Origin of the sequence: Methanosarcina sp. (genome assembly GCF_028693135.1) — an archaeon.
Taxonomy (GTDB): Archaea; Halobacteriota; Methanosarcinia; order Methanosarcinales; family Methanosarcinaceae; genus Methanosarcina.
Window position 1 is genome coordinate 21296 of sequence record NZ_JAQUVZ010000011.1, and the last position, 15597, is coordinate 36892.

A 15597-nucleotide genomic window follows, 5' to 3' on the forward strand; every position below is an offset into this window, starting at 1 on the left:
AACTACAGAAAATAAAAACTGTGAAGATGCTGCACCAAAAGCTCCAGAAGCTCCAGCAACTACAGAAAATAAAAACTGTGAAGATGCTGCACCAAAAGCTCCAGAAGCCCCAGCAACTACAGAAAATAAAAACTGTGAAGATGCTGCACCAAAAGCTCCAGAAGCTCCAGCAACTACAGAAAATAAAAACTGTGAAGATGCTGCACCAAAAGCTCCAGAAGCCCCAGCAACTACAGAAAATGAAAACTGTGAACAGTGAATATCAGGACAGGGAAGTCCTGAGAATATTATACAAGACCAGTGAATGAGTAGAGTCAATTGGCCAAAAAAATAACTTATGTGCCGGAGAGTTACACACTCTCCGCACAAAAAGTTAAAATGAAACCATTGAATACACTATTTTGCCGATAATTTTTCCAATATTTTTAAAATCGCAGATTTACCTGATTTTTGGATAATTATGTAATAATAATTCGAATTCAATATACAGCGCGCTATTTTTTAGAATATCTCTTTCCCCAGGTTCCCATGTTTTAACCAGTGGACTCTAATTCTCAAATCTATTATGTTAATTGATTGATGTCAATTGATTGCTGATTTGAGAAAAATTGGAGGGATATTAGCATCGGCCCCATGAACATTAGCCTTAAGTGAATATGCGCTACCAATTTATATTAGCTACAATTATGTATTATAGCAGATGAAACATATCGCTATTAGATATTCTTTTTAGCCATTATACTTTTGATCATTGCACTTTTGATAATTCTAGATGATCAAATTAGAATTCTACCAAAAAATATTATTACCTCGATAATATAAATACGCCAGAGAAATATGAAGGACAACAATTCAGGGAAAAATTCCCTGCTTCCGGAAAAAAAAGAAAAAGAAATCCTGGTTGACCCTTACGGACGCAAAGTAACCGGGCTCCGCATATCCATTACCGAAAGGTGTAACCTTTCCTGTATGTATTGCCATAACGAAGGAGCAGACTGTTGCACCTGTGGCCCCGTAGGGCACGAGATGAGCCCGGAACTGATCGGTGGGATTGTCCGGGAAGCAGCGAAATTAGGAGTCCGCAAAGTGAAGTTCTCGGGAGGGGAACCTCTTTTCAGAAAAGACTTTGAAGAAATCCTTGCCTGTCTCCCCCCCCTTCAAGAAGTCTCGGCAACCACAAACGGCATCCTGCTTGAAAAGCGTGCAAAAACCCTGAAAGCTGCGGGCCTGGACAGGATAAATGTGAGCCTGGATTCCCTTGTTCCCGAAAAGTATGAAGCGATTACCAGAGCCCCCAAGGGCTCTCTTGAGAAGGTCATAAAAGGCATCGACAGCGCAGTTGAAGCTGGACTGACACCGGTAAAGCTGAATATGGTGCTCCTGAAAGGTATAAACGACAATGAGATCGATGCAATGATGGACTTTATCCGGCCTTATAAAGGTAAAGTCATCCTCCAGTTGATCGAACTCATGGATATTGACCCTCAACTTTCAAAGTATACTATTGACTCAAAAGCCCTTGAAAAAAGCCTTGATGAACGGGCAAGCGAGGTAAGAGTCCGGCACCTGCACCACCGGAAAAAGTATATTATCGACGGGGTGGAAGTAGAATTTGTGCGGCCAATGGACAATTCAGAGTTCTGCGCCCACTGCAGCAGGCTCAGGATCACAGCCGATGGAAAGTTAAAACCCTGCCTGCTTGTACACGATAACCTTGTTGATGCCCGGGAAGCAAAGAGCTCCGAAGAGATCGAAAAACTACTCAGGCTTGCAGTAAGCCGGAGGAAACCTTACTGTACTCCTACAATAGAAATCGAAATAAGGAAAAAAACAAAAGAAGACATAAAAAAGTAGTCAACTACCCCTGAGCTAAAGACTCAGGGGTTTCCTGCTGAAGTTTTATGAAAGAAAAGAAGGAAACCCTGGAAAATAAGGAGGAGAAAAAGTGAAAGTAGAACTTTTAGTAGATGACAGAAAAATTCCCACGAACGAGTTTATCCAGAAAATCTTAGGAAACGTGATCAAAGCGATGGTTGAGTCACTCCACACCATTGACGACGAATGGAAGGAAATTTCCATAAAAATAGAAAAAGAATAAAACAAAAAACAAAACGGAAAAAACGGAAAAAAGAATGAAACAAAAAACAAACCGGGGAAAAAGAAGAAAATAAAAGAAAAAACAGGGTTCCCGGCTGAGATGGGAAAAACCAGTATTTTCACCGGAAAGATCTTCTCCTACTTTTTTGAAAGTTATTTTATTCTTTTTTCAGTGAGCCTGTCCTTCTATTTCAGAGACTATTAAGGGCTCAAAGGCTCAGAGATATTTTTCGATCTCCGAAAATTCTATTCTTGCCGTCGAGTCCAGGGAGATCGGAGTTATTGAAACGTACCCTTTCTGCATGATTGCGTGCACATCAGTCCCTTCCTCTTCTTCGCGGATAAGGTCCCCTGCAATCCAATAATAAGGCCTGCCCCGGGGGTCACGCCGCTCTTCCACGTCAGTTTTAAAGACCTTCCTCGCAAGGCGGGTTATCTCTATCGGAGTATCTTCTTCAGCGTGATAGGGAATATTAATGTTCAGGAGATCCACATTTTCGGGCATGCCGTACCTGAGGACGTTTCGAGCCACTCTGTTTACGATTTTGATTCCGGCTTCGAAGCGTTCCCTGTGGTAGTCCCTGGGATCGTCGAATTTCTGCCCTTCGTCAAGCACCTGCATGGAAGCGGCAATTGCCGGAACGCCATAGCTTGCAGCTTCAAGGGCTCCTCCGATAGTCCCGGAGGTGGTGATCGTATCCGTGCTGATATTCTCTCCAATGTTAAAGCCCGAGAGCACCAGGTCTGGCATTTGCTTGAGAATGGTAAAGATGCCCAGAATTACAGAATCCGTTGGAGTCCCGCCCACGGCATAAGCAGGTATGCCTCCAACGTCGGTTTTTGTAATCCGGAGAGGCTCAAAGATAGAAATCGAACGTCCGACCCCACTCTGCTGGACAGCAGGAGCCGAAATTGTAACTTCCCCCAGGTCTGAAACGCTATCAAAAGCCGCTTTCAGGCCTGTGGAATAAACACCGTCATCATTGGTAACAAGAATTTTTGGGGTCATCTGTTTTCCCATAAGTTTCAGGATGATTTAAAATTAATGGAAAAGGCTTCATGGAATGAAAAGCCGGAAGAAAAATATTATATGTCAAGAATATTATAAAAATAAGAATAATATATACGGAGCAATATATTTTAGAATAATATGTCTTCGGAGGTGGAACAAACCGGAAGGTTCCGACTCAAAAGGAATAACAAAAGGAATAAGAAAGGGCACTGTCCCTAATTGTTTTTCTTTTCATCGTATTCGCGAATCAAAAGATCCTTTACAGGGTCTTTCAGTACTGTTGATGTTTATTATATTAACGTTCGAATTAAAAAATCAGGTTTCAGAATCAGCAATAAACCGTATTCATTCAACCCGTATTCAATCAAACATTTCATTCAACCCGTATTCAATCAAACCTTATTCAAATTAAATCTGTATCAAAACGGTATGAAGAAAAAGAATGGAATTTCCATTAAAATTCCGGAGAAATCCGGGGAGTGGTATTGATGGTAGAAGCACAGGAAATGGTAACAGATATAAAGGACAAGACCGCAAATCCGACCCCTTTGGGATTTACGGGGCTCGGTCTTTCGGCAGTTCTCCTTAGCCTCAGTTATATAGGACTTTTCCCTGTTGATTCGATGATTGTGGCCATGGCAATTTTCCTTGGAGGTTTTGCCCAGGTCTTTGCAGGCTTAATGGCCTGGAAAAAAGGAAGTGTTTTTGGAGGCACCGCATTTTGCGCATTCGGACTGTTCTGGTTCTCCCTTGCAGGTCTTATACTCATGCCTGCAATTGGCTGGGTTGAAGCCCCGACTCCCATATCGCTTGCATCCTACCTCTTCCTCTGGGGAGTTTACACCTTCGTTATGCTCATAGCTACCCTGAAACTAGGCAGTAAAGCCATAATGTTCGTATTCGTGACCCTCTTCCTGCTGTTCATCCTCCTGGCTATCGTAAACGCCACGGGAAACGCAGGCCTGCTCGTCATAGCCGGTTATGATGGACTTATCATGGGTCTTGCAGCCCTGTACACCGGCCTTGGAGAAGTGCTTAATGACGCATACGGAAGGAAAGTTGTTCCTATCTGATGATAGAAAGCCTAAAAGGTGACAAAGGAAAAGAAATTAAACAAGAGCATAAAATTAAGAACAAAAATAAGAACAAAAAAATGCAACGGCACAAGTACCGAAGCAAAAAATAAATCACAGGGCTGTTTGTTTAGTATTTGCTGAGCCCTGGTTCTTTTTAATCTGAGATTCTGCTTTTTGATTTGAAAATGCTTCTTTTTGATCTGAGAATATTTCTTTTTGATTTGAGAATGCTTCCTTTTCTGGCTATTAACCGGTTATTTGAATTCCGATTAGCTTTTTTAACCTGAGGTTTTTTGAAACAGGTGGGATATTAAGAAGGGCGCTTGAGCCACCCTATTAAGATTATTTCTCCCTCAGGTGTTTTGAAGCCATGCTTGAAGCAAAACTCCCATTTCTACGGATACGAGTTTCAGTAGAGCACACCCGTATTGTAATGCACACCTGACGCAGAGATCGAGCTTTCAAAAAGTATTTATCACAATTCAAAACATTATTTTCATGAAAAACGGAACCTTTGCCCGTCCCTTTTCATTAAAAGTCTATTTGCTAATTATCTTTGCTCTTTCATGGCCTTTTCAGATTGCCTACCCATTTTTAGGGGAAGCCTTCAAACCTCTCCTTTTAGTATCAATGATCATGGTTGCTGTCGGCAGTTATATTGCCGGCAAGTTTGTATTCAGGGATGGGTTTGAAAATGCCGGTTGGCAATGGGGCAGACCCAGGCATTGTGTATATGCTTTTATACTGGCATTATTTTTGTGGGTTTTCCCGAGAGTAATTGAACAGCTGTTGGGAATATATAAAGCTCCTCAAGAAGTAAGCCCCGCAACTATTCTGGCTGGGTTTTTACTTAGCTTTACAATCACGCTTATTCCGGCTTTTGGGGAAGAGTTCGGTTGGCGTGGATATTTGCTGCCCCGCTTATTTGCTCGATACAGTACCCGCCGCGCACTACTTTTGCATGGCTTTATCACCTGGGTCTGGCACCTGCCAGTTTTAGTTGTGATGGGACTGAAAATGACGGGTAATCCTCTGGTTTCAGTGCCACTTGTTATGCTTATCAGTTTAATACCGACAGTTATGCACGCAGTTGTATTTGCCTACATCTGGTCAAGCACGCAAAGTTTAGCTGTAGCGACTGTGTATCACGCCGCATTTGATGAAGTCCGTGATACCCTTGAAGGGTCGGTTGGTTTAGGCCCGCTTTCACAAAACTGGCAAATGCTAATTCTTACTATTTTAGGAATTGCACTATTATGGAAAGCAAAATGGAAAACGAGGCAGCTTCAATAGCTGTCTCAAACCGGTCATGTCTCACACCTCAGCACGACCAGAGCGCAAAACCCCTGAAAAAACAAAAAACAGAGAAATAACCCTCTTTTTTTAGAACCAAGACACGAATCCAGCCGGATTTTTACAACTTAATTTTTATCTTTATTCCAATCTGCCAATAGAGTTGTCCTGTTAATTCATTCTGAGAACTTCTTAGTGATGACTTCTTAGTGGTAGGAAGGATTAAAAAAGTAGAAAAGTATATAATTATATTTGAAAAATATATAATCTGTTATTATAGAAAAGGTGGATATGAAACCTGAGAACCTGCTAAAAAACAGAGATGGACTTTCCCCGGTGATAGGGACTGTTCTGATGCTTTTAATTGTTATTCTTATTGGAGCTGCCCTTGCTGTTTCGTTATTAGGAGGAGAGAATGAAGAGAAATTAACTCCAGCCCCGCTTGCAAACCTCAGAGTAAGTGAATATAACAACACTACCTTGAAAATCGACCATAATGGGGGAGATGTTATCGAGTTTGATAATTCAAGAACGTCGGTAATTCTGAATGTTGCCGAAAAAAATTATCTCCTTAATGTGTCAACTCTTGGATCTTTTAGGGCAGGTGAGAATAAACTGCTGCCCCTGAAGGACAGAGAAGGAAATTCGGTTCCTACAAAGGCAGAAGATGCCGCCACTGTTAAAGTTATTGACCTTGGAACCCAAAAACCAATTTTTACCCAGGAAATAAGGTTTACGGAAGGATATGAGCCAGAAACAATAAACCAGTCTGAACCAGCAGTAGAATACCAGTCAGGAATTACTGGTTACTACTATCAAGGTGTAAGTTTTAGTGGCACTGCGATTAACCATACGGATTCAAGGCTGAAGCTTGCAGAAAATACATATGCATCCGCCAGTCTTTATGGCACAGATATCGAAAACTGGCCTTATGGGATCCTGGCTACAACAGATAGTTTCAGCGTCGTTTATGAAGGTTTAATTAAAATCGAACAGGACTCCAGCTATACATTTTATCTGACTTCAGATGATTGGGCGCAGCTTTATATTGACGGCAATCCGGTCATTACGGAATCGAGCTCTTCAGTAAGACACTCCAAAACCACAAATACAGGTACCTTATCTCTCCCTGCCGGTTATCATCAGATAAGAGTTGAAATGAAAGAATATGCGGGAACCTCAATCCTGCGCCTTGAATGGACTTCAGAGTCCTTTTCAAGATGTTTTGTTGAGAACTTTTACCACGAGGTTTCTTCCATGTAACCCGGAATAAAGACAGCCCGCTCAGATTATTACAACTTTATTTTTATTTTTCTGCCGGGCTCCCCGGAAAATCCAGCTCTATTTTTTCAACAACCCGCCTGCAAACCTCATCCATCAGTTTCCAGTAATCCTTTATTTTGCGATAGATTTCTTCCGCGACGTCCTCATGGTAAGTGTGAGATGTGAGATTTCTGTCATCCACCATTTCAAGAATTTTGACGGTTTCCTCTTCAGAAAGAAGGCCAACCTTGAAAGCTTCCTTGAAACAGGACTTGGGAGAGTTGCAGATGATTCCTTCTTGAATATCAAGGTAGCCCTTAACGACCTTCCAGAAGACCTCAGAAGTATATTCAAACCTCTGGATAGCCGCATCCCTAACTATTACTGAAAAAGGTTCTTCTGTGATAGCTTTTAAAGTTCTGAGTGCTTTTTCGGCGTATTCGATCCTGAGCTTTAACGTGTCCATACGACCCCTTCTCTTAGCGCTTTGTTTTTAAAAACTTCCGAAACCCGGGAAAGATCTACAACATCAACTGTATATGGAATATTAAGGTCCTCAATTCTTTCTTTTAAGAAAACCAATTTTCTCCGGTCAAAATGTTTCCCGGGAATGATCCCAATGTCTATATCAGAGACCCGACTAAAATCCCCCCTTGCCCTGGAACCGAAAAGTACGACAATAACATTTTCTTCTTTTAAAGTTTCAAAAACAAGGAATTTCAGATCCTTAATGCTTTTTTGATAGATAGGGGAAAGATTGCTCATCTAGTATTCATTTAAGGGTTTTCAATACTTGAATTTAATGTTAGTCACAGACAATTTTCAAGTCCAACTCAGAATGTACATAAGCGACTCGCAGACAAATCCCTCATGGACACAGAGATAGTCTTTCAGGAGCTTCCAGAAGATTTCGACGCTGCGCTGGAATCTGAGCAGAGTGGCTCACAGATAATTGGGGAGTAAGGTTCGGAGAGGATTTCGCGGAGAGAGGTCAGGGATTTTGTTGTGAGTTCGAGTTTGAGGTTCAGGTTTTGCATTAATATTTCTTGATGTTTATTTCCTTAAAAGTATCTGAACTCCCTACAATCACGGCCTAATCATCACTCTGGTTAAAGTAACCAAAAACAAACTTAGAGTCAGCCAACCCAAAAGTCGTTCAAGCATAGTCCATTTTCTGAAGTTATCTTTTGGATACCAATCATTGTTCCCAAAGGTGGTAAAGGTAATCATACTGAAATAAAAGGCTTCTGAAAAAGTTGCCTTTTGATTTGACATCTTATTATTTTTGGTGGATCGAGAAATTCCATTCCGTTTCCAATAAAACAGAGAATACAATAAAACTACTCCAGCACCTGCGAGTAACGTATTAAGTGGTTTCACACCATACCCGCATGTAAGGCACATAAATATATCCCCCAATTTCGAAAACGAAAACCAAGGCTTCAGTGCTTGACTTTCACTTCGGTACTTATAATATGCAGCATCAGCATCTTCAAACTGCTCAAGGTTTCGGAAGTTTTGTATTAATTTTACATAAATTGGTCCATCAAAGACAAGCGAACTCTCAAGGGAATCCCAATTAACCTTCATTTCTTTGAAATCAGTACCGTTTAATGAAACACTGTTGAATTTAGTGCCTGAAAAATCAACAGTATCAGTAAAAGTTGCTCCCGAGAAGGAAGTGCCATAACCAAAAGTGGAACCCTCAAAGGAGGTATATTTGCCAAAAGTGGTGATCTCTCGAAAAGGAGAGTTTGACGGCACAACATGAATATAATCTAAGATAGGGGCAAATAAGGTATAATTTCCAAAAGTGGTAAGAGTGAAGACAGTATTATCACCGAAAGTAGCACCTCCAAAATTAGTATGGTCTTTAAAAGTAGCCATACTGAAGAAAGTATTATTTGTAAACGTTGCACCAAAGAACAAAGTACCATTTCCAAAATTAGCACCAAGAAAGTCTATTTTATCACCAAAAGTAACACCCAGAAAGTTAGTACTGTCTCCAAAAGTAGCCAACTGACATGATACAGAATCACCAAAATTAGCACCTCCAAAATTAGTATGATTCCCAAAAGTAGCAATTTCAAAGTTAGTACCGTCTCCAAAAGTAGCACCCTGAAAGTTAGTATCATCTCCAAAAGTAGCACCACAAAAAACAGCTATATTTCCAAAAACAAGACCTTTAAAGGAAACTTTATTTCCTAAATTCGCACCTGCATTTCCAAAAACAGTATATTTAAAGGAAGCTTTATTTCCAAAATTAGCACCTGCAAAATTAGCAAAGGATTTGCAATTTACTTTAGTGAAGGATATCGATTTTTTAAATAGAGAATTTGAGAAATCAAGCTTATTTTCAAAAGTTGAATTATATATTGTAATGTTACTCTTAACAACTTTTAAATTTTTATTTATACGGGTTGGTTTCAAATCTTCTTCACTCACTCCTTTGTTCAAATACTCATAATACTTTGGATTTGGCACAGTTTCAAAATTAATATCATTTAAATTAAATTCTCCAATTATGCGGCAGTCTGTAAGATTTACATCTTCTCCATTCTCTATTTGTTTTAAAATTTCACTTGCCTGGATTTCTCTATATTCAGCTGCCAGACTGACCATTGACATGGAAATGAGTACTAAAAATGAAAAAAACACAAAAAAGTTGTCTTCGACGTCCCATTATCATGCCTTTTGATATAGTACCTATTAAATTTTATGAAATGATCTCATCAGGCTGTATCAAAACTACATTTGATTCTATAATTGGGCTAAAATATTCTATTTCAAGGTTAATTAACATCTGAATTTCAGAATAATTCTCTGTTTGAATTTAAACTCATTATTACTCATTATCCAATTGTAGAAATGGGTTGAGCTTTGAGACAGCCTATCATGTTGAAATTCAAAAAATTGTCGAAAATTTCGATCTTGACTTTCCCACAGATAGTATTATTTATCTCCCACCCTCCACAATCACCTTTAGAACCCCCAACCCGCCTCAGAGCAGTGCAAATTTAATATAATGATTCCCTTTATCCATCTATTATTTCTAACAAATCAAGAATTTACAATTACCCTATATCCCCCGATCAATATTACGAGGAATTATAAAATGGACAAGTACGAGAAGGTATTCGAGCTGGCAAAGCGCCGCGGCTTTTTGTGGAACTCTTTTGAGCTGTATGGCGGAAGCCGTGGGTTTTATGATTACGGGCCTCTCGGGAGCACGTTAAAGAGGCGAATTGAGCAGACCTGGAGAGAGTTTTACGTCATCCAGGAAGGGCATATGGAAATCGAATGCCCGACAATAGGGATTGAAGATGTTTTTGTCGCATCCGGGCACGTTGGAGGCTTTTCGGACCCCCTTTGCGAGTGCAAAAAATGCGGAGAGGCATTCAGGGCTGACCACCTTGTGGAAAACGTAATGAGTGCGGCAGGGACCCTGAGTGCAGAACAGCTCACACAGGTCATAAAGGAAAAGGGAATCACCTGCCCCGAATGCGGCGGAGAATTCAACGACGCCTACGAGTTTAACCTGATGTTCAAGACCACAATCGGACCCGGTACCGGAAGGCAGGGTTACCTCAGGCCGGAAACAGCGCAGGGGATGTTTGTGGACTTCCAGAGGCTGTCCCGCTTCTACAGGGATAAGCTGCCTTTTGGAGCAGTGCAGATCGGCAAGTCTTACAGGAACGAGATCGCGCCAAGGCAGGGCGTAATAAGGCTCAGGGAATTCACCCAGGCTGAGTGTGAGATCTTTGTTGACCCCAGGAATAAGAAACACCCCAACTTTGAGCGTTTTGCGGACAGGGAACTTATGCTTTATTCGCAGGAGGCACAGCAGCAGGGTGAATCTTTCAGGATGACCGTGCGGGAGGCTGTAAAGGCTGGAGTCATTGCTCATGAGGTTCTCGGCTACAACATCGCACTCACAAATGAGTTCCTGACAAAGGTAGGTATCGACCCTGCAAGGCTCAGGTTTAGACAGCACCTGAAAGACGAGATGGCACACTATGCAATCGACTGCTGGGATGCCGAGATAGAGACGGAACGCTTTGGCTGGGTAGAGATTGTGGGAATTGCAGACAGGACGGACTATGACCTCAAAGCCCATGCAAGGGTCAGCAAGACCGAGCTTGACGTTTATGTGGAATACGATGAGCCTAAAATGGTTACCCGCTTTGTCGTAAAACCAAATATGGGCAAACTCGGCCCCCTCTTCAAGGGCAAAGCAAAAGCCGTTGCAGAAGCCTTAAAACAGCTTTCAGAAGAAGAACTCTCACTCTCAAAAGATCAAATCAAAATCACCGTGGATGGGGAAGAACTGACTGTTAGCTCAGACGTGGTGGACTTTGCGGAGGAGACCGTAAAAGTCAGCGGAGAAAACGTCATTCCTCATGTGATCGAGCCTTCCTATGGTATTGACAGGATCTTTTACGGTGTAATGGAGCATGCCTTTGACGAAGAAAACGTTGCTCAGAAGGCAGCCGATTCCGGACTTAAAGGCGCAGGAGAAGCAGAAAAGACAGAAGATATAGAAAAAGGACCCGAAGTAGAAAAGGGTGAAAATGAAGGAGAAGGCGAAGAGGAAGCCCGCCTTGTAATGCACTTCCCAAGCGCAGTTGCCCCGGTACAGGTCGCAGTCCTTCCACTCATGACCCGTAAAGAGCTTGCAGACCCGGCAAAAAAGATCATTGCAAAACTCAGGGAAAAGAGCCTGCTTGTCAATTATGACGACTCAGGGACCATCGGGCGACGCTACAGGAGAAACGATGAAATCGGGACTCCTTACTCAGTTACTGTGGACTACGATACCCTTGAAGATGGGACTGTAACCATAAGGGACAGGGACGCCATGCGCCAGGTCCGGGCCCCGATCGAAGGGATTGAAAACGTGCTCTACGAACTGATCTACAGAGGCAGAAGCTTCGAATCCGCAGGCAAGCCCTTTAACTTTTAAAATAAAGGATACTGCAATTCTGCAATTCTGCAATTCTGCAATTCCTGAGCTGCGGGTTAAAAGTCCTGCAGCAAAACTTTTATTTTTTATTACAGATTAATATTACTTTTTTAGAATTGAATTAAAGCCTTGAAACAAAATAACCTTGAAACGGAATAGGCTGAAAAAAGATTTACCTGAAATAAATAAACCTGAAATAAAATAAATCTGAAATAAAATAAATCTGAAATAAAATAAATCTAAAATAAAATAAATCTAAAATAAAATAATCCTGAAGCAAAATGAACGAAAACCTTTTTCCTGAGAAACAGGTATGTATGAAGCATCCATTGATAAAGCCCGACACAGTTGAGCAGAGGCTTTACCAGCTCAACCTTGCAGGAAAAGCCCTGGAAGGATCAAGCCTGGTTGTACTCCCCACAGGACTTGGAAAAACCATTATAGCTCTTTTTGTAATTGCTTCCAGGCTCCAGCGTTTCGGGGGAAAAGCCCTGATCCTTTCTCCTACAAAACCTCTTGTAGACCAACATGCCGCTTTTTTTAAAAAGGTGATGACCCTTCCCGAAGAAGAAATTCTGGCTTTTACAGGCAGTATTGCCCCTGCTGAGCGGGAAAGGCTCTGGGCACAGGGAAAGCTGATAGTATCTACCCCCCAGGTTATTGAAAACGACCTTCTTACGAAACGGATCAGCCTTGAAGACGTAAGCCACATCACCTTTGATGAAGCCCACAGGGCAGTCGGAAATTATGCTTATACTTTTATTGCGGAAAAGTATTTTGAGAGCGCAAAAAATCCTCATGTGCTCGGAATTACTGCAAGTCCGGGCAGCTCAGACGAGAAAATCGCAGAAGTCTGTCAGGCTTTACATGTTGAAAATGTAGCTGTGAAAACCGAGAAAGACAGGGACGTTCGCCCTTATGTGCAGGAAAAAGAATTAGAGTGGCTTCAGGTCCAGCTTCCTGCCGAAATGGCTGAAATTCGGAGCTATCTGGAAAAGATCTTCGATGACCGGCTCGGAATTATAAGAGAAATGGGATTTTCTGCAGGCAGTGGAAAATACATCTCCAAAAAAGACCTCCTGCTCCTCCAGAAACAACTCCAGGATAAAATCCGTATAGGGGGAGACCCTGCGATTTTCTCTGCCATGTCTGTGGTTGCTGAGATGATGAAGGTTAACCATGCTGTGGAAATGGTGGAGACGCAGGGGCTTGAGACTCTAAGAAAGTACCTGGAAAAATTGGAGGCTGAAGCCTCTTCCAGCAGTTCGAGCAAGGCTGCAAAAAGGCTCATGGACGATATCTACATGAGAAAAGCCCTGTACAGAGTAAAGGAATGTGAGGTAGAACATCCTAAACTCGCGCTTGCACGGAAGATCGTATCCGAACAGCTGGAAGAAAACCCTGATTCCCGGGTAATTGTGTTTACCAACTACAGGGACACTGCTGAAATAGTAGCAAATGCCCTTTCTGAGGCTCCAGGAGTTATTCCGATCCGTTTTGTGGGGCAGGGTTCACGGCATAAAGACAAAGGACTTACGCAGAAACAGCAAGCTGGAATCCTCGATAAATTCAGGGCAGGGGAATACAACGTACTTGTAGCTACTTCAGTTGCTGAAGAAGGGCTTGATATCCCTTCAACGGACATGGTGTTGTTTTACGAACCTATCCCCTCGGAAATCCGCAGCATCCAGCGTAAGGGCAGGACAGGCAGACAGCAAAAAGGCAGAGTAATTGTACTTGTGACAAAGGGCACGCGGGACGAAGCCTACTACTGGAGCAGCAAAAATAAGGAAAAGAGGATGCTTAACAGCATGCACGGGCTTGAAACCATCCTTAACCCAAAGGCTTCAAAGAAGAGGGCAGAACTTTCTGATTTCGAAAGCCTATCCTGTACTTCAGACTCGAAGACGAAAATGGAAGAAATCGAGATGGAAAACGGGGATGAAAACGGGGATGAAGATGGGAATAGCTTCAATAGCAGTCCTGAAGATATTAGAAAAAACGAAGAAGATAAAGGCATATACCTGGAAACAAGCGCAGATGGTAACGGAAAGAAGGATGTAAATGAAAAAGCAGATGAAAAAGCAGATGAAAAAGCAGATGTAAACGCAAAAGAGAGGCAAAAAACCCTGGTAGACTTCGAAACTCTTTGCGGAAAGAAATCAATAAATAAACCGGAAATATCCGGAACAGAACCCGAAACCGAGCCTCTCAGAATAGTGATTGACCACAGGGAGACAAAATGCGGAGTTGCAAAAACCCTGGATAGGCTCGGGATGGAACTCAGCTTTGCGGCTCTCGAAGTAGGGGACTACGTTTTAAGTGACCGCCTTGCGGTGGAAAGAAAGCGCACGGATGACTTTGCAAGTTCTCTGATCGACGGAAAACGCAACCTTTTTGCCCAGCTCTCAGACCTTGCGCGGGTTTATGAAAAACCTGTCCTGATTATTGAAGGAGAAGACCTTTTCACTTCCAGGCAGATCAACCCTAACGCCATTTACGGCTCACTTGTATCCATTGCAATCGACTTTAGAGTAGCCATCCTTTATTCCAGGGATGAGGAAGAAACAGCTTCTATTTTGAAACTACTCGCAAAGAGAGAGCAAACAGAAAACAAACATGAAATCAATCCGCACGGGAAAAAATCTGCCAGCTCCCTTGTAGAGCAGCAAGAATACCTTATTTCTTCGATCTCGAATATCGGGCCAAAAGCCGCCAGAAACCTCCTTTTACACTTCGGCTCAGTAGAAGCTATTATGCGAGCTGATACTAAAGAGTTGAAGAAAGTAAAACTAATCGGACCTAAAGCAGCAGCCAGAATAAGAGAAGTTATCGAAAGCCCGTATAAAGGGTAACTGTACGAAAACAAAGTAAAAGAATGTAAAAGAATAAAAAATAAATTTTCCCGAGATTCAGGCTGAAAAAGATATATTATGATAATAGGAGGATATCTGGCAACAGCATTTGAGGAAAACCGCATACTAAAGCCTGAAATAACAGTGCTCAACCTGTAGTCTCCGGGAAAAAAATCGTTTTTTAATGAGGAATCCCCAGAGGAATTCCTGCGAGAAAAAAACCTGTCCTATCAATACCTTTTGACGTTGCAGAGTGTTTTTTCGAGATGCCGCCTGTGAACTGTACATTTGGGTTCAGGCAGTACACCAAGAAAGATGAAAACCCACCCTAAAGGGAAGAGAAGGATCATCGCTCCAAGCGCCCTCAAAAAGGTAATCAGACATGAAAGCAGGTCTCTGTATATATCTCGCATGCTTTCATCACCTCTCAATATACATTCATATGGTCATAAATATAAACACTCCTAAAAGAAATTTACGATAAATCATGATAGATCTGGTAAGTTTCAAAATGCCAATTTTCAAAAAAAGGGAGGAATCCTTAATGATAAATAATTATAGAAAAAACCCCATTCCAGATAACCTTGAGGAAACTAAAGAAGTTATAAATAAAAGCAGCATCATATGGCGAAAATTTCCACTTTTTTAAAATACACTTACTGTATGATTGAAATCCGAAAAGCGGTTTCCTATAATCAAAAAGTGTAAAACTATAATGAAAAATCAGGAAATATGAGCAAAATGACAGTTAATAAATATATAATTAATATATATGAAGACTATAATTAAAATAATAGTATATAAAGGGGGAAGAACCTGGAAAGATGCCACATATAGCAAAATCGACATTGTGGGAGACTTTGCCGCAGGTATGGGAAAAAAAGGTTACACCTCAAGACCAAAGTTTCCTGAGAAAAAGCTTCAGTTTTTCAGGGAAATTTCTGCCAGTCAGGGCACATCAAACTTCGTGAAGACAGAAAAGGAACAGGAAAATCCAGATTCCTCAAGCAGATCTTCATAAGAGGTGCTTTTACCATA

General features: G+C 41.6%; 15 protein-coding genes. 8 read left to right on the forward strand and 7 right to left on the reverse strand.

Translation table 11 applies throughout. From position 1 onward, the window contains the following. Positions 1–318: hypothetical protein (locus tag PHF18_RS07360; protein WP_300100492.1), on the reverse strand; the 318-nt coding region annotated here is incomplete at its 3' end. Between the two features lie 519 nt (positions 319–837). On the opposite strand from PHF18_RS07360, the gene moaA reads away from it, so the two are divergent. Further along, the gene (moaA, locus tag PHF18_RS07365) at positions 838–1854 is read left to right on the forward strand and encodes a GTP 3',8-cyclase MoaA (RefSeq protein ID WP_300100495.1); all 1017 of its coding nucleotides are present in this window, start codon (positions 838–840) and stop codon (positions 1852–1854) included. Positions 1855–1945: 91 nt separating this feature from the next. Next, positions 1946–2098 (forward strand): hypothetical protein, encoded by a 153-nt coding sequence (locus PHF18_RS07370; protein ID WP_300100498.1) that lies wholly within the window; start codon positions 1946–1948, stop codon positions 2096–2098. Between the two features lie 216 nt (positions 2099–2314). Here PHF18_RS07370 and surE read toward each other — a convergent pair whose 3' ends face one another. Further along, positions 2315–3118 (reverse strand): 5'/3'-nucleotidase SurE, encoded by an 804-nt coding sequence (surE, locus tag PHF18_RS07375; RefSeq protein ID WP_300100501.1) that lies wholly within the window; start codon positions 3116–3118, stop codon positions 2315–2317. Between the two features lie 479 nt (positions 3119–3597). Between surE and PHF18_RS07380 the strand changes: the two genes are divergently transcribed. The 3 genes from PHF18_RS07380 (at position 3598) to PHF18_RS07390 (ending at position 6741) form a co-directional block, all read left to right on the forward strand. Then, a complete protein-coding gene (locus PHF18_RS07380; protein WP_300100504.1) occupies positions 3598–4182 on the forward strand; it encodes an acetate uptake transporter in 585 nt (194 codons plus the stop codon). 501 nt (positions 4183–4683) lie between these two features. Continuing rightward, the gene (locus PHF18_RS07385; protein WP_300100507.1) at positions 4684–5478 is read left to right on the forward strand and encodes a CPBP family intramembrane glutamic endopeptidase; all 795 of its coding nucleotides are present in this window, start codon (positions 4684–4686) and stop codon (positions 5476–5478) included. Positions 5479–5769: 291 nt separating this feature from the next. Then, on the forward strand, positions 5770–6741 hold the full coding sequence (locus tag PHF18_RS07390; RefSeq protein ID WP_300100510.1) for a PA14 domain-containing protein: 972 nt from the start codon (positions 5770–5772) through the stop codon (positions 6739–6741). Between the two features lie 43 nt (positions 6742–6784). Here the strand turns inward: PHF18_RS07390 and PHF18_RS07395 are convergent, their stop codons facing one another. The 4 genes from PHF18_RS07395 to PHF18_RS07410 all read right to left on the reverse strand — a co-directional run bounded on the left by PHF18_RS07395 (position 6785) and on the right by PHF18_RS07410 (position 9369). Then, entirely contained in the window at positions 6785–7207 is a 423-nt protein-coding gene (locus PHF18_RS07395; RefSeq protein ID WP_300100513.1) for an HI0074 family nucleotidyltransferase substrate-binding subunit, read from the reverse strand. Continuing rightward, positions 7195–7506 carry a nucleotidyltransferase family protein gene (locus tag PHF18_RS07400; protein ID WP_048130051.1) on the reverse strand — a complete coding sequence of 104 codons (312 nt, stop codon included), beginning with the start codon at positions 7504–7506 and terminating at the stop codon, positions 7195–7197. The genes PHF18_RS07395 and PHF18_RS07400 overlap by 13 nt, the downstream gene beginning before the upstream one ends. A gap of 125 nt (positions 7507–7631) precedes the next feature. Beyond that, on the reverse strand, positions 7632–7778 hold the full coding sequence (locus tag PHF18_RS07405; RefSeq protein ID WP_300100520.1) for a hypothetical protein: 147 nt from the start codon (positions 7776–7778) through the stop codon (positions 7632–7634). Positions 7779–7827: 49 nt separating this feature from the next. After that, entirely contained in the window at positions 7828–9369 is a 1542-nt protein-coding gene (locus tag PHF18_RS07410) for a pentapeptide repeat-containing protein (RefSeq protein WP_300100523.1), read from the reverse strand. Positions 9370–9856: 487 nt separating this feature from the next. Here PHF18_RS07410 and glyS point away from each other — a divergent pair, with 487 nt between their 5' ends. Both glyS and PHF18_RS07420 read left to right on the forward strand, forming a co-directional pair. Beyond that, on the forward strand, positions 9857–11704 hold the full coding sequence (gene glyS, locus PHF18_RS07415; RefSeq protein WP_300100525.1) for a glycine--tRNA ligase: 1848 nt from the start codon (positions 9857–9859) through the stop codon (positions 11702–11704). A 281-nt stretch (positions 11705–11985) separates the two neighbouring features. Then, on the forward strand, positions 11986–14559 hold the full coding sequence (locus PHF18_RS07420; protein ID WP_300100528.1) for a DEAD/DEAH box helicase: 2574 nt from the start codon (positions 11986–11988) through the stop codon (positions 14557–14559). 230 nt (positions 14560–14789) lie between these two features. On the opposite strand, the gene PHF18_RS07425 is transcribed toward PHF18_RS07420, so the two are convergent. Beyond that, positions 14790–14972: a hypothetical protein gene (locus tag PHF18_RS07425; protein WP_300100530.1), complete on the reverse strand. Its 183-nt coding sequence runs from the start codon at positions 14970–14972 to the stop codon at positions 14790–14792. A gap of 359 nt (positions 14973–15331) precedes the next feature. Between PHF18_RS07425 and PHF18_RS07430 the strand changes: the two genes are divergently transcribed. Continuing rightward, the gene (locus PHF18_RS07430; RefSeq protein WP_300100533.1) at positions 15332–15580 is read left to right on the forward strand and encodes a hypothetical protein; all 249 of its coding nucleotides are present in this window, start codon (positions 15332–15334) and stop codon (positions 15578–15580) included. The last annotated feature ends 17 nt before the right edge of the window (positions 15581–15597 follow it).